The 22,273-nt window shown below is 69.5% G+C and carries 15 protein-coding genes, 1 tRNA gene and 2 pseudogenes; 2 read left to right on the forward strand and 16 right to left on the reverse strand.

Translation table 11 applies throughout. The features are described 5' to 3' along the window. Window positions 1-93: 93 nt before the first annotated feature. The 6 genes from QSK18_RS20995 to QSK18_RS21020 all read right to left on the reverse strand — a co-directional run bounded on the left by QSK18_RS20995 (window position 94) and on the right by QSK18_RS21020 (window position 6,544). Complete coding sequence (locus QSK18_RS20995) at window positions 94-858, reverse strand: ABC transporter ATP-binding protein (protein ID WP_232815260.1); 765 nt, start codon at window positions 856-858, stop codon at window positions 94-96. Continuing rightward, window positions 855-1,691, reverse strand: a complete 837-nt coding sequence (locus QSK18_RS21000; RefSeq protein WP_232815259.1) for an ABC transporter ATP-binding protein — start codon at window positions 1,689-1,691, stop codon at window positions 855-857. Before QSK18_RS21000 ends, QSK18_RS20995 begins: the two co-directional genes overlap by 4 nt. Then, entirely contained in the window at window positions 1,688-2,995 is a 1,308-nt protein-coding gene (locus tag QSK18_RS21005; protein WP_232815258.1) for a branched-chain amino acid ABC transporter permease, read from the reverse strand. Before QSK18_RS21005 ends, QSK18_RS21000 begins: the two co-directional genes overlap by 4 nt. 3 nt (window positions 2,996-2,998) lie before the next feature. Next, on the reverse strand, window positions 2,999-4,048 hold the full coding sequence (locus QSK18_RS21010; protein ID WP_232815257.1) for a branched-chain amino acid ABC transporter permease: 1,050 nt from the start codon (window positions 4,046-4,048) through the stop codon (window positions 2,999-3,001). Window positions 4,049-4,137: 89 nt separating this feature from the next. After that, window positions 4,138-5,403 (reverse strand): branched-chain amino acid ABC transporter substrate-binding protein, encoded by a 1,266-nt coding sequence (locus tag QSK18_RS21015; RefSeq protein ID WP_232815256.1) that lies wholly within the window; start codon window positions 5,401-5,403, stop codon window positions 4,138-4,140. Between the two features lie 466 nt (window positions 5,404-5,869). Next, on the reverse strand, window positions 5,870-6,544 hold the full coding sequence (locus QSK18_RS21020) for an ANTAR domain-containing response regulator (RefSeq protein ID WP_232815255.1): 675 nt from the start codon (window positions 6,542-6,544) through the stop codon (window positions 5,870-5,872). A gap of 151 nt (window positions 6,545-6,695) precedes the next feature. On the opposite strand from QSK18_RS21020, the gene QSK18_RS21025 reads away from it, so the two are divergent. After that, a tRNA-Leu gene (locus QSK18_RS21025) sits at window positions 6,696-6,778 on the forward strand. A 50-nt stretch (window positions 6,779-6,828) separates the two neighbouring features. On the opposite strand, the gene pyk is transcribed toward QSK18_RS21025, so the two are convergent. The 7 genes from pyk to trpC all read right to left on the reverse strand — a co-directional run bounded on the left by pyk (window position 6,829) and on the right by trpC (window position 18,863). Beyond that, the gene (pyk, locus tag QSK18_RS21030; protein ID WP_269811349.1) at window positions 6,829-8,277 is read right to left on the reverse strand and encodes a pyruvate kinase; all 1,449 of its coding nucleotides are present in this window, start codon (window positions 8,275-8,277) and stop codon (window positions 6,829-6,831) included. A 243-nt stretch (window positions 8,278-8,520) separates the two neighbouring features. Next, window positions 8,521-9,978 carry a glutamate synthase subunit beta gene (locus QSK18_RS21035; protein ID WP_232815253.1) on the reverse strand — a complete coding sequence of 486 codons (1,458 nt, stop codon included), beginning with the start codon at window positions 9,976-9,978 and terminating at the stop codon, window positions 8,521-8,523. Further along, on the reverse strand, window positions 9,971-14,530 hold the full coding sequence (gene gltB / locus QSK18_RS21040) for a glutamate synthase large subunit (protein ID WP_285622185.1): 4,560 nt from the start codon (window positions 14,528-14,530) through the stop codon (window positions 9,971-9,973). Before gltB ends, QSK18_RS21035 begins: the two co-directional genes overlap by 8 nt. A gap of 332 nt (window positions 14,531-14,862) precedes the next feature. After that, window positions 14,863-15,891: a prolipoprotein diacylglyceryl transferase gene (gene lgt / locus QSK18_RS21045; RefSeq protein ID WP_232815251.1), complete on the reverse strand. Its 1,029-nt coding sequence runs from the start codon at window positions 15,889-15,891 to the stop codon at window positions 14,863-14,865. A 24-nt stretch (window positions 15,892-15,915) separates the two neighbouring features. Further along, window positions 15,916-16,728, reverse strand: a complete 813-nt coding sequence (trpA, locus tag QSK18_RS21050; RefSeq protein ID WP_232815250.1) for a tryptophan synthase subunit alpha — start codon at window positions 16,726-16,728, stop codon at window positions 15,916-15,918. After that, window positions 16,725-18,026 (reverse strand): tryptophan synthase subunit beta, encoded by a 1,302-nt coding sequence (gene trpB / locus QSK18_RS21055; protein ID WP_232815249.1) that lies wholly within the window; start codon window positions 18,024-18,026, stop codon window positions 16,725-16,727. The genes trpA and trpB overlap by 4 nt, the downstream gene beginning before the upstream one ends. A gap of 21 nt (window positions 18,027-18,047) precedes the next feature. Then, window positions 18,048-18,863: an indole-3-glycerol phosphate synthase TrpC gene (trpC, locus tag QSK18_RS21060; protein ID WP_232815248.1), complete on the reverse strand. Its 816-nt coding sequence runs from the start codon at window positions 18,861-18,863 to the stop codon at window positions 18,048-18,050. A gap of 395 nt (window positions 18,864-19,258) precedes the next feature. On the opposite strand from trpC, the pseudogene QSK18_RS36290 reads away from it, so the two are divergent. Beyond that, window positions 19,259-19,789: pseudogene (locus tag QSK18_RS36290) on the forward strand (pentapeptide repeat-containing protein); the annotation flags it as partial. 249 nt (window positions 19,790-20,038) lie between these two features. Here the strand turns inward: QSK18_RS36290 and QSK18_RS36295 are convergent. The 3 genes and pseudogenes from QSK18_RS36295 to QSK18_RS21070 form a co-directional block, all read right to left on the reverse strand. Then, window positions 20,039-20,449 (reverse strand): annotated as a pseudogene (locus QSK18_RS36295) (DUF2752 domain-containing protein); the annotation flags it as partial. A 37-nt stretch (window positions 20,450-20,486) separates the two neighbouring features. Further along, window positions 20,487-21,812 carry an RDD family protein gene (locus QSK18_RS21065; RefSeq protein WP_285622949.1) on the reverse strand — a complete coding sequence of 442 codons (1,326 nt, stop codon included), beginning with the start codon at window positions 21,810-21,812 and terminating at the stop codon, window positions 20,487-20,489. Window positions 21,813-21,990: 178 nt separating this feature from the next. Next, the gene (locus QSK18_RS21070) at window positions 21,991-22,248 is read right to left on the reverse strand and encodes an HGxxPAAW family protein (RefSeq protein ID WP_232815247.1); all 258 of its coding nucleotides are present in this window, start codon (window positions 22,246-22,248) and stop codon (window positions 21,991-21,993) included. Between the last annotated feature and the right edge of the window lie 25 nt (window positions 22,249-22,273).

Below are 22,273 nucleotides of genomic sequence, written 5' to 3' on the forward strand. Positions count from 1 at the left end.
TGGATGAGACGAGTTGCACCGGCCTGTGTCCGAACGACAGCGGGCCGGCTCCCCCGTGGGGAACCGGCCCGGTGTCAGACACTCAGCCGTACGTCAGCCGCCCAGGTACGCCTTGACGATGCTGTCGTCCTTGAGCAGGTCGCGGGCGATGCCCTCCTGCTTCAGGTGCCCCGACTCCAGCACGTACGCGTAGTCGCCGATGCGCAGCGCGGCGAGCGCGTTCTGCTCCACCACCAGCACGGTGGTGCCCTGGTCGCGGATCCGCCGGATGGTGTCGAAGATCAGGTCGACCAGCACCGGCGCCAGGCCCATCGAGGGCTCGTCCAGCAGCAGCAGTTTCGGGTTGCCCATCAGCGCCCGGCCGACGGCCAGCATCTGCTGCTCACCGCCGGACATCGTGCCGGCCTTCTGAGCGATGCGTTCCTTCAGCCGCGGGAACAGGTCCAGGACCCGCTCCTTGTCGGACTCGATGCCGTCCTTGTCGTTGCGCAGGAAGGCCCCGAGCTCGAGGTTCTCCTCCACGCTCATCTTCGGGAAGATCCGCCGGCCCTCGGGCGACTGGCATATGCCCTTCGCCACGACCTTGTGCCCGGGCACGCCGACCAGCGACTCACCGGCGAAGGTGATCGTGCCGGTGCGCGGGCGCAGCAGACCCGAGATCGAGCGCAGCGTGGTGGACTTGCCCGCGCCGTTCGACCCGATCAGGGTGACGATCTCGCCCGGCTTGACCGACAGCGAGACACCCTTCACCGCGGCGATGTTGCCGTAGTAGACGTGCACGTCGTTGACGGTGAGGAGGTCCTCGCCGCTGCGCCGCGCACCCGGCTGGGCGGGTGCCGCTTCCGTGGGAGTGCTCACAGGTCGCCTCCGTAACCCTCTTCGGTACCGGTCTTGCCCAGGTACGCCTCGATCACCCGCTGGTTCGACTGGATCTCCGCGGGCAGGCCCTCGGCGATCTTCTGGCCCTGGTCGAGCACGGTGACCCGCTCGCTGACCTTCATCACCACGCTCATGTCGTGCTCGATCAGCAGGATCGACACGTCGCGGTCGCCGCGGACGCGGTGCACGAAGTCGACGAACTGGGCCGACTCCTGCGGGTTCATGCCGGCCGTGGGCTCGTCGAGCAGCAGCACCTTGGGCCGCAGGGCCAGGGCCCGGGCGACCTCGAGGCGGCGCTGGTCGCCGTAGGACAGGTTGCGGGCGTAGTCGTTCGCCGACTTGCCGATGCCCATGTAGTCGAGCAGTTCCCGGGCGAAGTCGCGGGCCTCGCGCTCCTCCCGCCGCTGACGGGGGGTGCGCAGGACGGTGCCGAAGATCCCCGACTTCAGGTGGCTGTGCATCGCCACCATCACGTTCTCCTCGGCCGTCATCAGGTTGAACAGCCGGATGTTCTGGAACGTGCGGGCCAGGCCCGCGGAGGCGATCTTGTGCACCGGCTGGCCGGTGACCGTGGCGCCGTTCAGGATCACGTTGCCGGTGGTCGGCCGGTACAGGCCGGTGAGCACGTTGAAGAACGTGGTCTTTCCGGCGCCGTTCGGGCCGATCAGGCTGACCACGGACTTCTCCGGGACGGTGAACGAGACGTCGTTCACCGCGGTCAGGCCACCGAACTGCACGGTGATGTGGTCGGCCTGCAGAGCCACCGGGACGGCGGTGGCCGGCGTGGTGGGCTCGGACGCGGTGGTGGTCATTTCTTGTGGGTCCCTTCCGCGGCCGTCTCTTCCGAAGTGCCTTCCATCTCGGCCCCGAGCGACTCGATCTCGCCGCGCTCGGGCTCCTGCAGGACCTGCCGGGTACGGGCCTCGGGAATCAGGCCCTCCCGGCGGAAGAGCATGAACAGCACCAGGATCACGCCGAAGATCAGGAAGTTGTGCGAGGCGAAGTTGACCTCGGCGCCGGTGACGTCGTTCCAGACGTTGCCGAGCTGGGCCAGGCCGGTGGAGTTGATCCAGGCCAGGGTCAGCGCGCCGACCGTGACGCCCCAGACGTTGCCCATGCCGCCGAGCACGACCATGGCCAGCAGGATGATCGAGATGGAGAAGTTGAACCGGTCGGCCAAGACCCCGCCGATGTGGGTGGCGAAGGCGACACCGCCGATCCCGCCGAAGGCCGCGCCGACCGCGTAGGCGGACAGCTTGATCCGCATCAGCGGCACGCCCATCATGCTCGCCGCCAGCTCGTCCTCACGGATCGCCAGCCAGGCCCGGCCCAGCCGGCCCTCACGGATGCGCAGCGAGACGAACATGGCCAGGCCGAGCAGGAACGCGTAGACCAGGAACTTGAAGGTCAGGTCGAACACGCCGAGGGTGTCGGGGACGCCGGGGATCAGCGCGAACGGCCCCATCGGGATCAGGTCGATGCTGGTGATGCCCTGCACGCCGTTGGTGATGTTCCAGGCGCCGTCCGGGCCGACCTTGGCGCCGTTGCGGAACACCTCGGGCAGGATCTCGCCGAAGCCCAGGGTGACCAGGGCCAGGTAGTCGCTCTTCAGCCGCAGCGTCGGGGCCCCGATGATCACGCCCGCCAGGGCGCAGACCAGGGCCGCGATGATCAGTACGAGCCAGAAGTTGATGTGGATACCGCGGTCCTGGCCGGGCAGCGGATGGCCGAAGAAGTTGAAGCTCAGGCCGCTCCACTGCGGGGCGACCTGGTTGGCGAACGGGGCCATCAGCCAGCCGGCGACGTAGCCGCCGATACCCCAGAAGGCCACGTAGCCCAGGTCGAGCAGACCGGAGTAGCCGACCACGATGTTCAGGCCGAGGGCGAAGATCGCCCAGATGACCGCCTCGTTGACCGCGGTCATCGGCAGCCACTCGTTGAAGCCCGAACGCAGGTCGGAGGAGGCGTCCGGCAGGACCCAGTGGTTGAACGAGAACACCAGGACGCCCAGGAGCAGGAAGCCCAGCGGCCAGCCGAAGCGGGCGGCGAACGAGGTCTTCGGAGCCGGCGGACGCACCGCGGGACTGGAGGACGGAGCGGGAGCAGTCGTCGACATCGGCTACACCTTTTCCGTCGTACGGGTGCCGAGGATGCCCTCGGGCTTGAACACCATGAGCAGGATCAGCACGGTGAAGACCACCGTCATGGACCACTGCTGGCCGAACAGCATGGAGTCGTTGATGCTGGTCAGGATCCCCAGGACGAAGCCCCCGAGGACGGCTCCCTGGAGGTTGCCGATGCCGCCGAGGACGGCGGCGGTGAAGGCGTACAGACCGAGCCGGAAGCCCAGCCCGTAGCTGCTGCTGCCGACCGACTGCAGGTAGAGCAGCCCGGCCGCACCGGCCAGCGCACCACCGAGTGCGAACACGGTGACGATCGTGCGGTCGACGTCGATACCCATCAGCCGAGCGGCGTCCTGGTCCTGGGCCACGGCGCGCATGGCCTTGCCGGCCTTGGTGCGCTGCACGATGTAGACCATCAGCAACAGGAGCGGGATGGTCACCGAGATGACCACGATCGTGGTGTACGGGATGAACACGTCACCGATGCTGAAGCCGTCGTTGCCGAACATGGTCGACCACTGCTTGGGGGCCGAGCCGGTCATGAACTGACGCTGGCCGAACCACTGGTAGATGAAGCTCAGGCCGACGGCGGTGATCAGCGGGGCCAGCTTGGGCGCCCGGCGCAGCCTGCGGTAGGCGACCCGTTCGGCCGCCACGTTCACGATGGCTGCGGCCCCCATGGCGATCAGCAGGGCGAAGGCCACCGCCGCGACCGCACCGAAGGTGAAGGAGTCGACGGCGAACCAGCTCACCGAGACGATGCCGGACAGCACCGTGGCGAGCATGAAGAGGTCACCGTGCGAGAAGTTGATCAGCTCGATGATGCCGTAGACCATCGTGTAGCCCAGCGCGATCAGCGCGAACAGCGCGCCGTTGCCCAGGCCGGTGACCAGGGCCGAGGTGAACTGCTGGGGGCCTTGCACCAGTTCGTAGAGCACCCAGATCGCGACTGCCGCCAGCAGCGCGAGCCCGGTTACGTTGATGGCGATCTCCCGAGGCAGCCGTCGTGGCTTCACCTCGGACGCGGCGACCGCGGGTTGCGTCATGAATCGCTCTTTTCGGTACGGACACGGGGTGGATGTGACGCCGGGTGGGGGCCTCCGTCCTGGAGGCCCCCACCCGGTTACCGCCTAGCTCAGGAGACTTCCTGGGCCTGCAGGAAGGCCTGGACGCCGTCCTTGTGCTGCAGGACCGAGATGTCCTTGGCCGTGGTGTCGCCGGTGGCCGGGTCGATCACGATCTCCTTACCGGTGGCCGACTCCTCGGCCGGGATCTTGATGCCCTCGCCCTCGAAGACCGCGTCGCGGACGCCCTTCTTGGTGCCGTCCGAGGCCTCGATCGCCTTGACGATCACCTGGACACCGGCCACACCGTAGAGGGCGTAGCTGGTGCGCGGGGCGAAACCGTACTCGGCCTCGAACTTCTCCAGCAGGTCGGCGGCCGCGCCACCCTGCTTCTCGAGCTCCTCGGTGGCCAGGCCGGCGAAGGTCGCGTACAGACCCTCGGCCTCGGGCTGCTTGTCCAGCGGCGGGTAACCGGTCCAGCCGTCCGGGGTCATCATCGGGATCGTGGCGTTGTCGCCGAGCACCGCGACCTTGTCCTTCAGCAGCTGACCACCGTTGAGGTCGTAGATGCCACCGACGTACAGGCAGTCCGGGTTGGTCGCCTTGATCTTCTGGAACAGGGCGGTGTAGTTCGGCGCCTTCTCGTCGTAGGCCTCGTTGGCGATGATCTCGATGCCTTCGGCCTTGGCGGCGTCCTCGAACGACTGCGCGATGCCCTGACCGTAGGTCTGGTTGTCGTTGAGGACGTAGCACTTCTTGACCTTCAGGGTCTCCGCGGCGAAAGCGGCCGCGGCGGTGCCCTGGACGTCGTCGGTGGTGACCACGCGAGCGAAGTTCTTCTTACCGCTCGGCGCGTACATCTCCGGCTCGCCCTCTTCCCAGGCCTTGGTCAGGCCGGGGTTGGTGGAGGCATGCGAGACCTGGAGCATCGGGCCGTTGGGGGCCTGGTTCAGCACCGGCGCCTGCAGCTTCGAGCAGCCGGAGTTGAACTCGCCCATGACGGCGACCTCGTTCTCCTCCTGCACGTGCTTCTGCGCGTTGGCGGTGCACGTCGCGTCGTCCCAGCTGCCCTTGGCGGCGGTCGAGTTGTCGTACGGCTTGAACTCGATCTTGTAGTCGCCGGCCTTGTTGCCGATCGACTCAAGGTAGATCTTGATCAGGTTGTTCGTGTCGGTCGAGGAGTCGGCCGAGGCGCCCTGCAGCGGCAGGTCACTGGAGATCACCAGGGTCTCGCCGCCACCGGAGCCGCTGCTCTCGTCGTCCGAACCGCCGCCACACGCCGCGATGCCGAGCGCCGCAACCGCGACGATGGCAAGTGCGCGAACCGGTTTCCCCATGTCCTACCTCTTCCCTACGGCCGGAGCCGAGCGCTCACGACTGGTGTTGGCCGGTGAAATTACCACTGTGATGTGACGTGGGAAGGGTGGTTGTTCTTGCGAAAGGTCAAGGCTCGGCAACGATTCTCGGGAAGATGACGTTTTCGCCGCATGTCGTTCGGCGAGAATCCGTTTCGCCCGATCTCATGTTTCCGGAATGTGTCCGGCTTGAGGTTTTGTTTGAGCTACCCGAAACACATTGTTTTATGACGCCGCAATGCCCGTTCGGGCGTGATCGCTGCGGCGGCGCGATTCATCCAATGAATTTACCCGCCCCAACGGGCGGGCAAAGCAAAGGGTCCCCGGGATCCGCAGATCCCGGGGACCAGATTAAAACGACACGTGTTGCCTTACTCGGTCACCACGTGTTCAGTGCTGTTGAATTTCTGCCACCCTGCGACGGGCGGTCAGGCGATTGCCTTAACGATCAGGCATCGGTGCCCGAGGCAATCACTGCCGAGGCCACTTCCTTCATCGTCAGGCGCTTGTCCATCGAGGTCTTCTGGATCCAGCGGAACGCCTCGGGCTCGCTCAGGCCGTACTTGGTCTGCAACAGGCCCTTGGCCCGGTCGACCAGCTTGCGGGTCTCGAACCGCTCGGCCAGGTCGGCCACCTCGGCCTCGAGGGCCGACAGCTCGGAGTGCCGGCTCGCCGCGATCTCCAGGGCGGGCACCAGGTCGGCCGCGGTGAACGGCTTGACCACGTAGGCCATCGCCCCGGCGTCCCGGGCGCGCTCGACCAGCTCGCGCTGGGAGAAGGCGGTGAGCAGCACGACCGGCGCGATCCGCGCGCCGACGATGCGCTCGGCCGCGGAGATGCCGTCCAGCACCGGCATCTTGATGTCCATCACGACCAGGTCGGGCTTGTGCTGCTCGGCGAGCTGCACGGCCTCCTCGCCGTTGCCGGCCTCGGCCACGACGTTGAAACCGTTCTCGCGGAGCATCTCGACGATGTCCAGCCGGATCAGGGCCTCGTCCTCGGCGACGAGGACGGTCCGCTCCTTGGTGGCCGCCGGCGCGGGGACGTGGGACGGTTCGGGCTCGGGCACGAGGAGGCCGGACCCGTCCGGAGTGGGTGCAGTGGAGGAGTCGCCAGCAGTCATGTGCTCAGGGTAGCTATCCGCGGGCCGCCGAGAGCAAGCAGGTGGGCAGCCTTCCGGCATGGTCAGCGTCACGTGGGCGGGCGGTACCGGGGCGTTCCCGACGGGGCCGCCGCGCGCGCTAAGCTCACCCGTGCGGCCTCAGGGCCGGCCGGCCGGGTTGGTGGAATGGCAGACACAGAGCACTCAAAATGCTCCGTCCGAGAGGGCGTGCGGGTTCGAATCCCGCACCCGGCACAAGCAGAAGGGCCCGCTCCCCCGACGGGGAGCGGGCCCTTGCGCGTCGGTCAGGCCTTGCCGGCCCGCACGTACGCCGGGGCGACACCGTTGACGGCGTCACCGATGCGGTGCACCCGCATGGCGTTCAGGGAGCCCGGGATGCCCGGAGGCGCCCCGGCGACGATGACCACCAGGTCACCCTCGGAGCACTTGCCGGACTTCATCAGCTCCTGGTCGACCTGCATCACCATCTCGTCGGTGTGCTCGACCACGTCGGTCAGGTACGTCTCGACGCCCCAGACCAGCGTGAGCTGGGCCCGCACGGCCGGGTCGGGGGTGAAGGCCAGCAGCGGGATCGCCGAGCGCAGCCGGGCCATCCGGCGCGCACTGTCACCCGACTGGGTGAACGTGACCAGGTACTTCACGCCCAGCAGCCGGCCGGCCGTGGCGGCCGCCAGGGTGACCGCACCACCGGTGGTGGAGGGCTGGGTGCCCAGCGGCGGGATCCGCTCCAGACCGTGGTCCTCGGTGCTGGTGATGATCCGGCTCATCGTCTGGACCGCCTCGAGGGCGTAGTTGCCCACGCTGGTCTCGCCGGACAGCATGACCGCGTCGGCGCCGTCGAGGACGGCGTTGGCGCAGTCGGACACCTCGGCCCGGGTCGGGCGCGGCATGTCGATCATCGACTCGAGCACCTGGGTGGCGACGATGACCGGCTTGGCCAGGCGACGGGCCAGCGAGACGGCCTGCTTCTGGACGATCGGCACGTCCTCCAGGGGCAGCTCGACGCCCAGGTCGCCCCGGGCCACCATGATCGCGTCGGCGGCCCGGACGATCTCGTCCAGGTTGTCGATCGCCTGCGGCTTCTCGATCTTGGCGATGACCGGGAGCTTCACGCCCTCGTCGGCCATGATCCGGCGGACGTCCTCGATGTCGGAGCCGCGCTGGACGAACGACAGGGCGATCATGTCGGCCCGCAGCTTCAGCGCCCAGCGCAGGTCGGCCTCGTCCTTGTCGGACAGGGCCGGCACGCTGACCGTGGTGCCGGGCAGGTTGATGCCCTTGTTGTTCGAGGCGGTACCGCCGACGACGACCTCGAGGACGACGTCGTTGCCCTTGACCTCGGTGACCTTCAGGGAGATCTTGCCGTCGTCGATCAGGACCGGGTCGCCGGCCTTCACGTCGCCGGGCAGGCCCTTGTAGGTGGTCGAGCAGCGGTTCACGTCACCCTGGATGTCGTCCGTGGTGATCGTGAAGGTGGCTCCGTTGACCAGCTCGACCGGGCCGTCGGCGAACCGGCCCAGGCGGATCTTGGGTCCCTGGAGATCGACCATGACACCGACCGCGCGGCCGGTGGCCTCGGCGGCAGCCCTGATCTCTGTGTACATCTTCTCGTGGTCCGCATACGAGCCGTGGCTGAGGTTCAGGCGGGCGATGTCCATCCCGGCCTCGACGAACTCAACCAGTCGGCCTTGCGTAGACGGGCCCATGGTGCAAACCATTTTGGCGCGGCGCATGTCACTGAGCTTAGCCCTGTACCCGGTGACGGCTTCATGCAGTGGTCACCCTCTTGCGGATGTCGCAAAGACCTTCATCCAGGTGTCACCAGATGGTGGACGAGCCCGGGCGTGTCGGTCCCGCACAGGTGCCCCACGAGCGTCCATCGGTGGATCTTCCGGACAGACCACGGCGCCTCCGGGACGCGATCGGGTCCCGGAGGCGCCGTGCCCAAGATCTCTTGTCAGACCTTGATCACACCGTCAGACCGTGAGCGGCCGGGCGGTCGGCGGGATCGCGGTGGGCAGCGTGGTGGAACCGGACAGCCAGGTGTCCACCGACGCGGCGCAGGAACGGCCCTCGGCGATCGCCCAGACGATCAGCGACTGGCCCCGGCCCGCGTCCCCGGCGACGAAGACCCCGGGCACGCTGCTCATGTACGAGTTGTCCCGGGCCACGTTGCCGCGCTGGTCCAGGTCGACGGCCAGCTGCTCGAGCAGGCCCTCCTTCTGCGGGCCGGTGAAGCCCATGGCCAGGAACACCAGCTGGGCCGGGATCTCCCGCTCGGTGCCCTCGACCGGGGCGAACCGGCCGTCCTTGAACTCGACCTCGACGAGCTTCAGCGCCCGCACCCGGCCGTCCTCGTCGCCGAGGAACTCCTGGGTGCTGATCGCGTAGACGCGCTCGCCGCCCTCCTCGTGCGCGGAGGCGACCTTGAACGTCATCGGGTAGGTCGGCCAGGGCTGGCTGGAAGGACGCTCGTCGGACGGGCGCGGCATGATCTCCAGCTGGGTGACCGACCGGGCCCCCTGGCGCAGGGCGGTGCCGAGGCAGTCGGCGCCGGTGTCACCGCCACCGATGATCACGACGTCCTTGTCCTTGGCATCGATCTGGCCGGGCACCTCCTCGCCCAGGGCCGACCGGTTGGCCTGGGGCAGGTACTCCATGGCCTGGTGGATGCCGGCCAGCTCACGCCCGGGGGTGGGCAGGTCGCGGGCGGCGGTGGCCCCGATCGCCAGTACCACCGCGTCGTAGCGGTCGCGCAGCTGCTGCCCGGTGAGCTCGACACCGACGTCCACGCCGGGCCGGAAGCGGGTGCCCTCGGCCTCCATCTGCGCCAGCCGGCGGTCGACGTGGCGCTTCTCCATCTTGAACTCGGGGATGCCGTAACGCAGCAGGCCACCGATCTTGTCGGCGCGCTCGTAGACCGCCACCGTGTGGCCGGCCCGGGTGAGCTGCTGGGCCGCGGCCAGGCCGGAGGGACCCGAGCCGATCACCGCCACCGTCTTGCCGGTCAGGCGCTCGGGCGGCAGCGGCTGGACCCAGCCGGCCTCGAATGCCTTCTCGATCGTGGTGACCTCGACCTGCTTGATCGTCACCGGCGGCTGGTTGATGCCCAGCACGCAGGCCGACTCGCACGGCGCCGGGCACAGCTTCCCGGTGAACTCCGGGAAGTTGTTGGTGGCGTGCAGCCGCTCGATCGCCTCGTGCCAGTCGTCCCGCCAGACCAGGTCGTTCCACTCCGGGATCAGGTTCCCGAGCGGGCAGCCGTTGTGGCAGAACGGGACCCCGCAGTCCATGCAGCGCCCGGCCTGGCGCTGCAGCTGTGGCTTCTCGGTCGCCTCGTAGACCTCTTTCCAGTCCTTGAGACGGATCGGGACCGGCCGGCGGGCCGGGAGCTCACGCTGGCGGGTGTTGAGGAAACCCCTCGGGTCAGCCACGGGAAGCCTCCATGATTCGCGACCAGACCTCGTCGGAGTCGAGGTCGAGGCCTTCTGCCTCTGCTTGGGTACGGACCGACATGACACGTGCGTAGGCGCGCGGCAGGACCCGGGTGAACCGCGCCAGGGCGGCGTCCCAGTCCTGCAGCAACCGCCAGGCCACCGCCGACTCGGTCTCGTCGCGGTGCTTCTGCACCAGGGCGCGCAGCCGGTCCGCGTGCTCGCCCTCGACCGGGAGCAGGTCGACCAGCTCGGTGTTGACCCGGCTGGTGCGCAGGTCGAGCACGAACGCCTCACCGCCGGACATGCCGGCCGCGAAGTTGCGCCCGGTGCGGCCCAGGACCACCACCACACCACCGGTCATGTACTCGCAGCCGTGGTCGCCCACACCCTCGGAGACCACGGTGGCGCCGGAGTTGCGCACGCAGAAGCGCTCGCCCACCTGGCCCCGCAGGAAGATCTCGCCGCTGGTGGCGCCGAACCCGATGACGTTGCCGGCCACGATGTTCTGCTCGGCCGAGAAGCTGGCCACCTTGTCCGGGCGGACCACCACCCGGCCGCCGGACAGGCCCTTGCCCACGTAGTCGTTGCCGTCACCGACCAGCCGCAGGGTGACCCCGCGGGGCAGGAAGGCGCCGAACGACTGGCCGGCCGAACCGGTCAGGGTGACGTCGATGGTGTCGTCGGGCAGACCGTGCTCACCGAACCGCTTCGTCACCTCGTGACCGAGCATGGTGCCGACGGTGCGGTTGACGTTGCGCACCGGCACCTCGAAGCGCACCTGCTCGGAGCGCTCCAGGGCGTCGGCGGCCAGCGAGATCAGGGTGTGGTCGAGCGCCTTCTCCAGACCGTGGTCCTGCACCGTGGTGCGGCGCCGGGACGGGCCGTAGGGCGCCTCGGGCACCGCCAGCATCGGGCTGATGTCCAGACCCGAGGCCTTCCAGTGCTGCACCGCGGCGGTGGTGTCGAGCGCCTCGACCGCACCGATCGCCTCGTCGAGCGAGCGGAAGCCGAGCGCCGCCAGGTGCTCGCGGACCTCCTCGGCGATGTACTCGAAGAAGGTCTCGACGAACTCCGGCTTGCCGCTGAAACGCGAACGCAGGTCCGGGTTCTGGGTGGCGATGCCGACCGGGCAGGTGTCCAGGTGACAGACCCGCATGAGGATGCAGCCGGAGACCACCAGGGGGGCGGTGGCGAAGCCGTACTCCTCGGCGCCCAGCAGGGCCGCGATCACCACGTCCCGGCCGGTCTTGAGCTGGCCGTCGGCCTGCACCACGATCCGGTCGCGCAGGCCGTTGAGCACCAGGGTCTGCTGGGTCTCGGCCAGGCCGAGCTCCCACGGGCCGCCGGCGTGCTTGAGGCTGGTCAGCGGGGCCGCACCGGTACCGCCGTCGTGTCCGGAGATCAGGACGACGTCGGCGTGCGCCTTGCTCACCCCGGCCGCGACCGTACCCACCCCGACCTCGGCCACCAGCTTGACGTGCACGCGGGCGGACGGGTTGGAGTTCTTCAGGTCGTGGATGAGCTGGGCGAGGTCCTCGATGGAGTAGATGTCGTGGTGCGGCGGCGGAGAGATCAGGCCGACGCCCGGCGTGGAGTGCCGGGTCCGGGCCACCCAGGGGTAGACCTTCTCGCCCGGGAGCTGGCCGCCCTCACCGGGTTTGGCGCCCTGGGCCATCTTGATCTGGATGTCGTCCGCGTGGGTCAGGTACATGCTGGTCACGCCGAACCGGCCGGAGGCGACCTGCTTGATCGAGCTGCGCCGGGTGGGGTCGAGCAGACGCTCGACGTCCTCGCCGCCCTCACCGGTGTTCGACTTGCCGCCGATCCGGTTCATCGCGATCGCCAGGGTCTGGTGCGCCTCCTGGGAGATGGACCCGTAGGACATCGCACCGGTGGAGAACCGCTTGATGATCTCCGAGGCCGGCTCGACCTCCTCGATCGGAACGGCCTGGCGGTCGGCCTTGAACCGGAACAGGCCGCGCAGCGTCATCAGCCGCTCGGACTGCTCGTCGATCCGGGAGGTGTACTCCTTGAAGATGTCGAAACGCCGGTTGCGGGTGGCGTGCTGGAGCCGGAACACGGTGTCCGGGTTGAACAGGTGCTCCTCACCGTCCCGCCGCCACTGGTACTCGCCACCGGTGGGCAGGCGCTTGTGCGGGCTGCGCTGACCGTCCGGCGGGTAGGCCATGGCGTGCCGGGCGGCGTTCTCCTCGGCCACCACGTCCAGGCCGATGCCGCCGAGCTGCGAGGTGACCCCGGCGAAGTAGGTGTCGACCAGTTCCTGCGAGAGGCCGATCGCCTCGAACACCTGGGCGCCGCGGTAGGAGGCGACGGTGGAGATGCCCATCTTGGACATCACCTTCAGCACCCCCTTGCCCAGGCCCTTGATCACGTTCTGGACGGCCTTCTCCGGGGTGACCCCGGTGACCACACCGTTACGGACCAGGTCCTCGGCGCTCTCCATGGCCAGGTACGGGTTCACCAGCTCGGCGCCGAAACCGATCAGCAGCGCCACGTGGTGCACCTCGCGCACGTCACCGGCCTCGACCACCAGGCCGATCTGGGTACGGGTCTTCTCCCGCACCATGTGCTGGTGCACGGCGCTGGTGAGCAGCAGCGAGGGGATCGGGGCGAGGTCGGCGGTGCTGTCGCGGTCGGACAGCACGATGAACCGCGCGCCCTCGGCGACCATCGCCGAGGCCTCGGCGCAGATCTCGGCCAGCCGCTCGGCCAGGGCCTCGCCCCCGCCGTCGGCCCGGTACAGGCCGCGGATCGTGCCGGTGGCGTAGCCGGGCAGGTCACCGTCGTCGTTGACGTGCAGGATCTTGGCCAGCGCGTCGTTGTCGATCACCGGGGAGGGCAGCACCAGCTTGCGGCAGTGCGCCGGGGAGGCGGCCAGCAGGTTGCGCTCGGGGCCGATCGACACGCTCATCGCGGTGACCAGTTCTTCCCGGATCGCGTCCAGCGGCGGGTTGGTGACCTGGGCGAAGAGCTGGGTGAAGTAGTCGAACAGCAGCCGCGGGCGCTTGGACAGCACGGCCACCGGGGTGTCGGTACCCATCGAGCCGAGCGGCTCGGCGCCGCTCTTGGCCATCGGCGCGACGATGAGCTTGAGCTCCTCCTCGGTGAAGCCGAAGGTCTGCTGGCGCCGGGCGACCGACTTGTGGGTGTGCACGATGTGCTCACGCGGCGGCAGGTCGCTCAGCCGGATCCGGCCGGCGTGCAGCCACTCGTCGTACGGGTGCTGACCGGCGAGGGTGGTCTTGATCTCCTCGTCGTCGATGATCCGGCCGTGGTCGGTGTCGACCAGGAACATCTTGCCGGGCTGGACCCGGCCCTTCTTGACCACGGTGGCCGGGTCGAGGTCGAGCACGCCGGCCTCGGAGGCGAGCACCACCAGGCCGTCGTCGGTGACCCAGTAGCGGCCGGGACGCAGGCCGTTGCGGTCGAGCACGGCGCCGATCAGGGTGCCGTCGGTGAAGCAGACGTTGGCCGGGCCGTCCCACGGCTCCATGAACATGGAGTGGAACTCGTAGAACGCGCGGCGGGCCGGGTCCATCTCGGCGTGGTTCTCCCACGCCTCGGGGATCATCATCAGCACCGCGTGGGGCAGCGAACGACCACCCAGATGGAGCAGTTCCAGCACCTCGTCGAACGAGGCGGTGTCGCTGCCCTGCGGGTCGCAGACCGGGAACAGCTGCTCGAGGTCACCGGGGATGACGTCGCTGGCCAGGGCGCTCTCGCGGGCCCGCATCCAGTTGCGGTTGCCCTTCACCGTGTTGATCTCGCCGTTGTGCGCCATCATCCGGAACGGGTGCGCCAGCGGCCAGGACGGGAAGGTGTTGGTGGAGAACCGGGAGTGCACGATGGCCAGCTCGGTGCTGTAGCGCCGGTCGGACAGGTCCGGGAAGAAGGGCTCGAGCTGGCCGGTGGTCAGCATGCCCTTGTAGACGATGGTGCGGCAGGACAGCGAGGGGAAGTAGACCTCGGCCTCGATCTCGGCGCGCTTGCGCAGCCGGAACGCCCGGCGCTCGAGCGCCATGCCGACCACCCGACCAGGGGTGGAGGCCACGAAGATCTGCCGGAAGACCGGCTGGCAGGAGGCCGCCGCGGCGCCGACCAGACCCGGGGTGACCGGGACGTCGCGCCAGGCCAGGACGGCCAGGCCCTCCTCGGCGGCGATCCGCTCGATGACCGCCTCGGCGGCGGCCCGCTCGGCCTCGTCCTGCGGCAGGAAGCCGGTACCGACCGCGTAGCTGCCCTGCGGCGGGAGCTGCACCCCGAGGTCGTCGCGCAGCAGCTCACGGAAGAACGCGTCGGGGACCTGGGTGATGATGCCCGCGCCGTCGCCGGTGTCGACCTCGGCGCCGACGGCGCCGCGGTGGTCGAGGTTACGCAGCGCCGTGAGGGCGGCCTCGACGATGTCGTGACCGGGCTCGCCACGCATGGTGGCGACGAACGCGACACCACAGGCGTCGTGCTCGTTCGAGGCGTCGTACAGCCCCACCGGAGCGGGCTGGGCGGAGAACCGCCGATAGGGGGAGACCATGATCTGCACCTCGTGGTCGCTGGGGCTCTTCAAGCGTGGTGAACGACCCGGTGCCATGTCGATGATCACCGCGATGGGGCCGAAGAGGAACGCCCAGATGATCCGCGCAGGGGGACGCCTATGGCCCTCGGGTTGTCGACACTGTAACGGGTCGGTGTGGCATTTCGAAACCTTTGTGAAACCTGCGACTTCGTGGGATTTCCTGACCCGGCATCCCCCACCCACCTGGGGAGATGCCGGATCCGGGAGGTACCTGACGATCAATCGTGTTTCACGGCTGTTCCGCCGTAAGACGTTCGGTGCGGGGCCGGTGAAAGCGCGAGAAAATCCGGTCAGTCGCCGGTTTTCTTCGCTACCGCCTCGGCCTCGGGAACGGCACCCTTGCCGTTCTCGTCGACGTCCTTCGTGCCGCTGCCAGAACTCTCGCCCACCGCCGGGACCGGATCCGGTGCGGTGGCGGTCGGCTCGTCCTGCCCGCCGACCGCGGGTTCACGCCCGGGCCAGTACAGGGAGGAGTCACGACCGGGCCGCAGCCGGGACGAGATCAGCAGGTAGACGAGACCGCCGGTGAACAGCAGGACGGACGTCCACACGTTCAGTCTCAGACCAAGGATGTGGTTCGCCTCGTCGATGCGCAAGGTCTCGATGAAACCGCGTCCCAGGCAGTACGACATCACGTAGAGCGCGAACACCCGGCCGTGCCCCAGCCGGAAGCGGCGGTCGGCCCAGATGATGAAGAGCGCGGCCAGGACGTTCCAGAGCGCCTCGTACAGGAACGTGGGGTGGTAGTAGCCCTGCACGACCGGCTCGCCCATCGAGTCGCGGATCGCCCGGCCGGCCGAGTTGTCCCACTCGTAGATCTTCAGCGCGAACGGATTGCTCTCGTCCAGCGCCTTGCCGTAGAGCTCGTTGTTGAACCAGTTGCCCAGCCGGCCGAACGCCTGCGCGAACAGCAGCCCGGGGGCCAGCGCGTCACCGAACGGAGGAAGCCGGATTCCCCTGCGGCGGCAGGCGATCCAGGCACCGAGGGCCCCCAGGGCGACGGCCCCCCAGATGCCCAGGCCGCCCTCCCAGACGTACAGGGCCTTGACCGGGTCGCCGTTCTCGCCGAAATACTGCTGCGGAGAGGTGATCACGTGGTAGAGGCGACCCCCCACCACACCGAAAGGCACGGCCCAGGTGGCGATGTCGAGCACCACCGTCGGGTCGCCGCCCCGGGCCTTCCAGCGCACCTGGCAGGTCCAGATGGCCAGGCCGATCCCGATCAGGATGCTCAGCGCGTAGCCCCGCAGCGGGAGCGGGCCGAGATGCCAGACCCCCTGGTCCGGACTCGGGATCGCCGTCAGCAGTGCGGCGTTCATCCCGCTACCTCCTCGGTCGTGGGTCTACAAGTCGGCGGATCGCCCCGAACGGACGCCCTCGGCCAGTTTCGCAGAAAGCTCACCAACGGCGCGTACGCCCTCGGCCGGCGAGGAGGCCTCGGCCAGGGCCCGCACGAAGGCTGACCCGACGATCACCCCGTCGGCGAAACCGGCCACCTGGGCGGCCTGTTCGGCGTTCGAGACGCCCAGACCGACGCACAGCGGCAGGTCGGTGACGGCCCGGGTCCGGCGCACCAGGACCTCGGCCGCGTCGTTCACGCTGGAGCGCACCCCGGTGACGCCCATCGTCGAGGCCACGTAGACGAAACCCCGGCAGGCGGCGGCGGTCATCGCCAGCCGGCCGTCGGTGGACGACGGCGCGACCAGGAAGACCCGGTCCAGGCCGTGCTCGTCGGAGGCCTCGACCCACTCCCCCGCCTCTTCCGGGATCAGGTCGGGCGTGATCAGGCCCGCTCCCCCGGCGGCGGCCAGGTCGGCGGCCAGCTTCGGCACGCCGTAACGGTCGACCAGGTTCCAGTAGGACATCAGCAGCGCGGGGGCGCCGGCCTCGGCCACCGCCGCAGCGGCCTTGAGCGTGTCGCGCGGCCGGGCACCGGCAGCCAGGGACGCCTCGACGGCGTGCTGGATGACCGGGCCGTCCATCAGCGGATCGCTGTAGGGCACGCCGATCTCGACGATGTCGACGCCGTTCTCGACCATCGCCACCATCGCGGCGATCGAGGCGTCGTGGTCGGGGAAGCCCACCGGCAGGTAACCGATCAGGGCGGCCCGCCCCTCGGCCTTGGCCTGGGCGAGGACCGGTGCGACGCTGCTCACTTGCTGCCCTCGTTCTTCAGTTCGTCGGCGGCCACGACCCTTTCGGCCTCCGAGGCGACCAGGTCGTCCGAGGAGACCAGGCCGAACCAGCGGGCCGCGGTGTCCACGTCCTTGTCACCCCGGCCGGAGAGGTTGACCAGCACGATGCCCTCCGGCCCGAGCCGCCGGCCCTCACGGATCGCCCCGGCCAGGGCGTGCGAGCTCTCGATCGCCGGGATGATGCCCTCGGTGCGGCACAGCAGCTGGAAGGCCTCCATCGCGTCCGCGTCGGTGACCGGTTCGTAACGGGCCCGGCCGGACTCGGCCAGCCAGGCGTGCTCCGGGCCGACGCCCGGGTAGTCCAGCCCGGCCGAGATCGAGTGGCTCTCGATCGTCTGGCCGTCGTCGTCCTGCAGGATGAACGTCCGGTTGCCGTGCAGCACCCCGGCCGCACCACCGGTGATCGAGCTGGCGTGCCGGCCGGTCTCGATCCCGTCGCCGCCGGCCTCGAGGCCGAGCAGCCCGACCTGCGGGTCGTCGAGGAAGGCGTGGAAGATGCCGATCGCGTTGGAGCCGCCACCGACGCAGGCGGTGACCACGTCCGGCAGCCGGCCGGTGAGCTCGAGGACCTGGGCGCGGGCCTCCTCCCCGATGACCCGGTGGAACTCGCGCACCATGGTCGGGAACGGGTGCGGCCCGGCGACCGTGCCGAGCAGGTAGTGCGTGGTGTCGACGTTGGTGACCCAGTCACGCATCGCCTCGTTGATCGCGTCCTTCAGGGTGCGCGAACCGGCCGTGACCGGCACCACCTCGGCGCCGAGCAGGCGCATCCGGGCGACGTTGAGCGCCTGCCGCCGGGTGTCCTCCTCGCCCATGTAGATCACGCACTCCAGGCCCATCAGCGCGGCCGCGGTGGCGGTGGCCACGCCGTGCTGACCGGCCCCGGTCTCGGCGATCACCCGCGGCTTGCCCATCCGCTTGGTGAGCAGGGCCTGGCCGAGCACGTTGTTGATCTTGTGCGAGCCGGTGTGGTTCAGGTCCTCGCGCTTGAGCAGGACCCGGGCGCCGCCCGCGTGCGCGGCGAACCGGGGAGCCTCGGTGAGGATGCTCGGCCGGCCCGAGTAGGTGCGGTGCAGCTGCTCGAGCTCGGCGATGAACGCCGGGTCGACCTGGGCGGCGGCGAACGCGGCGTCGAGCTCGTCCAGGGCGGCCACCAGGGCCTCCGGGACGAAGCGGCCGCCGAACCGGCCGAAGTAGGGGCCGACGGCGTCGCGCAGGCGCTCGCTGGTCGGCGTGGTGGGACCGGTGGTGTCCGTCATCGCTTTCAGTTCTCGCTGTTCTTAGGAGGAACGGCCGGCCCGCAGCGCGGGGTGCGAGCCCGCGGCGACCAGGTCGGCCACGGCTCCCCGCGGGTTGTTGCCGACCACCAGGCTCTCGCCGACCAGCACCGCGTGGGCGCCGGAGCGGGCGTAGTCGAGCACGTCGTGCGGGCCGCGCACGCCGGACTCGGCGATCCGCACGATGCCCGAGGGGATCGTGGGGGCGAGCCGGGCGAAGGTGTTGCGGTCGACCTCGAGGGTCTTCAGGTTCCGGGCGTTGACCCCGATCACCGTGGCGCCCGCGTCCACCGCCCGCTTGACCTCTTCCTCGTCGTGCACCTCGACCAGCGGGGTCATGCCGACCGACTGGACCCGCTCGATCAGCGAGACCAGGGCCTCCTGCTCGAGTGCGGCGACGATCAGCAGGATGGCGTCGGCGCCGGTGGCCCGGGCCTCCCACACCTGGTAGCTGGTGAAGACGAAGTCCTTGCGCAGGACCGGCACGTCGACCGCGGCGCGGACGTTGGCCAGGTCTTCCAGGCTGCCGCCGAAGCGGTGCTTCTCGGTGAGCACGCTGATCACCGAGGCGCCGCCGGACTCGTACTCGGTGGCCAGGCCCGCCGGGTCGCCGATCTCGGCCAGGGAACCCTTGCTCGGGCTGGACCGTTTCACCTCGGCGATCACCTTGACGGTGTCGCCGTGCCGCAGCACCGACTCTGCCGGTTTCGCCGAGGGCAGCTGGGCGGCCCGTTCCTGGAGCTTCTCCAGCGGCGTGGCGGCCTGGCGTTCTTCCAGGTCAGCTCTGACCCCGACGAGGATCTCATCGAGCACAGTCACACAAGGCTCCTCGTCAAATCGCTCGTCACGCGGTGGTGTCAACCCGTCGATGGTACCGATGCCCGGAGGGTGCTCCGTCCCCTACGGTGCGCATGGACCCGCAGGTCCCGGCCCCGGAGGTTGTGCTATGGAGCGAGTACTTCGAGGCCCGGAAGGTTCCGTAGCACCGCGAAGAGGATAAGCCCGAGCGCCAGGAGGGTCAGCGGCCACACCCGGGTACCAGAAGGTAGGCGCCCGTTCGGGAGGGCTGGGGAGGGAGGCGGGGGCGTCGGGACGGTGGGACTCGGGGTCCGGGGTCGCAGGGCCCGGGCTGCGGGGACAGGAGCTTCTGGGAAGGGGGATTCCAGGGCACTGGCCTGGTGCGTGCGGGTTTTCGGGGTGCTGGATTCTGGTGCGTGAGTGCCTGGAGGGCGGGCTTCCCGGGTGCCGGGCTCCCGGACACCCACATCCCCGGAGCCAGATTCTGGGGCACCAACATTCTGGGAGCCCGATTCCGGGGGGCCCGCTTCCCGGAAGCCTGGTTCCAGGGCACTCACATCCCAGGAGCCGGATTTTGGGGCACCAACATCCCGGGAGCCAGGTTTCAAGGCACCAACATTCTGAGAGCCAGATTCCGGGGGCCCCGCTTCCCGGAGGCCAGGTTCCAGGGCACCCAGATCCCGGGAGTCAGGCGCCGAGCTCCCCACATCCCAGGCGCCAGTTTCCGGGGCGCCCGCATTCTGAGGGCCAGACTCCGGGGCATCCACATCCCGCAAGCCAGTTTCCAGAGCACCCACATCCCGGGAGCCAGGCGCCGAGCTCCCCACATCCCAGGCGCCAGTTTCCGGGACACCCACATTCTGAGAGCCAGACTCCAGAGCACCCACATCCTCGGAGCCAGACTCCGGGGCACCCACTTCTCGGAAGCCAGTTTCCAGAGCACCCACATCCCGGGAGCCAGGCACCGACCTCCCCACATCCCAGGCGCCAGTCTCCGGGACACCCACATCCCGCAAGCCAGGTTCCTGGACACCCACATCCCGGGTGCCAGGCACCGAACTCCCCACATCCCGGGAGCCGGGTTCCACTGCGCCCACATCCCGGGTGCCGGCTGGCGGGGAGGCCGTTTCCGGGGGGCCCGCTTCCCGGGGGGCTGTTCTCGGGGTGCGCAGGAACCAGCGGAACCAGAGGACGACGGCGACCGGCACCGCGAGGGTGACGACGAGGTTCGAGGATGCCGCCGCGAGCAGGTCGCCCCGGGTAAGGTGGTGGATGGCCCGCAGACCGCCGCAGCCCGGGCAGTACCAGCCGGTCAGGGCCAGGATCGGGCAGCCCGGGTAGTGGCCCGGCTCGGACGGGTCCACGGCGGCCAGGTAGCCGGTGGCGGCGGCCAGGACGGTGGCCACGGCGAGGGGACGGGCCCGGGGGTGAGCTGGGCCCTGGAGGTGGGTCAGGGCTCGTGGGTGAGGCAGGGCCCTGGGGCGGGTCTTCGGCCGGGCCAGGGCCGCGTACGGCTGGGGGCGGGCGGGGGCGCTGTTTGCCCGGGGTTCCTGGCGTGCCTCGTCAGCTTGGTGTGCGGGCGGGTCTGCGGGCGGGTTCACGTCCATCGGCACGGACCCGCCCCGCAGAGCTCCTTCACCGGGTTCAGACCTTGATCACCACGGTCTTGGCGGCCATGTCGTGCCAGCCCTGGCGGCGGCCGCTGGAGTCGAAGAACGGCGAGAGGTAGACCACCAGCTGGCCGATGCCGCAGACGAAGCTGCCGACGAACGGCACGAGCCAGCGCAGGATGGCCGGCACCCAGCCGGGGACCCGGCCGTCCTCGGTGCGGACGATGCGGATGCCCAGGATCATCTTGCCCGGGGTGGCGCCGCGCAGGGCCACGAAGCCGATCTGGTACGCCAGCGAGCCGACGAAGGCCAGGCCCCAGAACGTCATGTAGGCGGCCGAGGCGAGCAGGGTGTCCGGGTTCTCGAGGTCGCTGCCGGAGGCCATCAGGCCGAAGCAGATCACCCCGAGCAGGGCGCCGGCGACGCCCAGGATCAGGCCGTCGAGCAGGAACGCGCCGAGGCGGCGGCCCATGCTGGAGAACTCGATGTTGGCCGGGATGCCGCCGCCCATCGGGTTGCCGTAGGGCTGCTGGCCGAACGAACCGTAGGCGGGCTGCTGGCCGTAGGGGTTGTCGCCGTAGGCGGGCTGCTGCCCGTACTGCGGCTGCCCCTGGCCGTACTGACCCTGCCCGTACTGGCCCTGGCCGTACTGCTGCGCGGGCGAACCGGGCTCGGGCTGCTGGCCGTAGGACGGCTGGCCGCCGTAGGAAGGCTGACCCTGGCCGTACTGGCCGTCACCGGAGCCGGACTGGCCGTAGGAGGACGAGCCCTGCCCGTACTGGTCACCACCAGAGCCGGACTGCCCGTACGAGGACTGGGACTGACCGTAGGGCGGCTGACTCTGCCCGGACGAGGGCTGCCCCTGGCCGTAGGCCGACGAACCCTGGCCGTACTGGTCGCCACCGGAGCCGGACTGGCCATAGGAGGACTGGGACTGACCATAAGGCGGCTGACTCTGTCCCGACGAGGACTGCCCCTGACCGTAGGCAGACGAACCCTGCCCGTACTGGTCACCACCAGAGCCGGACTGGCCATACGAGGACTGGGACTGACCGTAAGGCGGCTGATTCTGCCCAGACGAGGACTGCCCCTGACCGTAGGAGGATGAACCCTGGCCGTACTGGCTGTCACCCGAACCGGACTGGCCCTGGCCGTAGGTAGGCCCGCTCTGGCCGTAGGTGGGCCCGCTCTGCCCGTACTGCGACTGGCCGTAGCTGCCCTGACTCGTCTGACCCGTCTGGCCCGTCTGGTCGGGCTGACCCGGCTGCCCGGACGCGGACTGACGGCCGTCCTGCTCGTCCGGCCCGTGCTCGCCCTCTCTTCGCGGGTCGCGGGGCGGGGTGGAGCCGTACTCCGACATGGTCACCTCAAGGTCGCTACGGGTCTGGGGGGCACTTGGCCGGAACGGAGGCTACCGGCGCGTTGCCGCCCGGCAAGTGACCGGCCACCGCCCCCGGAACGACTGCTGCCGGGGCGGCCGGCCGGGTTCTCACCGGGCCTCTACCCCGGCCAACGCGTAACGGGGGCCGGTGGTGCCCTCAGTGGGTGGAGCGCTGCGCGCCGAAACCCATCGCGCCGAGGACCTTGCCGGTGACCGGGCCGGCCACGACGGCCACCACGGCGCCGACGACGAACAACCAGAGCATGTCCCAGCCGATCGCGACGGCGATGGTCATGAGCAGAGCCCCGAACATCACGACCGTGACCGAGACCCAGGCGGCGACCGAGTGGCCGTGCCCGTACGGGTCGTGGAAGTCCTGCTCCGGAGGCTTCGGGTGTTCTTTCGTGCCCGCCATTGCGTCCCCTTTCGAACGGCCCACA

Origin of the sequence: Kineosporia sp. NBRC 101677, assembly GCF_030269265.1 — a bacterium.
Taxonomy (GTDB): Bacteria; Actinomycetota; Actinomycetes; order Actinomycetales; family Kineosporiaceae; genus Kineosporia; species Kineosporia rhizophila.

What these genes read in the sequence shown, in the direction of transcription:
- QSK18_RS21000 (WP_232815259.1), bottom strand. Translation starts at nt 1,691, where the DNA reads ATGACCACCACCGCGTCCGAGCCCACCACGCCGGCCACCGCCGTCCCG.
- QSK18_RS21005 (WP_232815258.1), bottom strand. Translation starts at nt 2,995, where the DNA reads ATGTCGACGACTGCTCCCGCTCCGTCCTCCAGTCCCGCGGTGCGTCCG.
- QSK18_RS21010 (WP_232815257.1), bottom strand. Translation starts at nt 4,048, where the DNA reads ATGACGCAACCCGCGGTCGCCGCGTCCGAGGTGAAGCCACGACGGCTG.
- QSK18_RS21015 (WP_232815256.1), bottom strand. Translation starts at nt 5,403, where the DNA reads ATGGGGAAACCGGTTCGCGCACTTGCCATCGTCGCGGTTGCGGCGCTC.
- QSK18_RS21020 (WP_232815255.1), bottom strand. Translation starts at nt 6,544, where the DNA reads ATGACTGCTGGCGACTCCTCCACTGCACCCACTCCGGACGGGTCCGGC.
- pyk (WP_269811349.1), bottom strand. Translation starts at nt 8,277, where the DNA reads ATGCGCCGCGCCAAAATGGTTTGCACCATGGGCCCGTCTACGCAAGGC.
- gltB (WP_285622185.1), bottom strand. Translation starts at nt 14,530, where the DNA reads ATGGTCTCCCCCTATCGGCGGTTCTCCGCCCAGCCCGCTCCGGTGGGG.
- lgt (WP_232815251.1), bottom strand. Translation starts at nt 15,891, where the DNA reads ATGAACGCCGCACTGCTGACGGCGATCCCGAGTCCGGACCAGGGGGTC.
- trpB (WP_232815249.1), bottom strand. Translation starts at nt 18,026, where the DNA reads ATGACGGACACCACCGGTCCCACCACGCCGACCAGCGAGCGCCTGCGC.
- QSK18_RS21065 (WP_285622949.1), bottom strand. Translation starts at nt 21,812, where the DNA reads ATGTCGGAGTACGGCTCCACCCCGCCCCGCGACCCGCGAAGAGAGGGC.
- QSK18_RS21070 (WP_232815247.1), bottom strand. Translation starts at nt 22,248, where the DNA reads ATGGCGGGCACGAAAGAACACCCGAAGCCTCCGGAGCAGGACTTCCAC.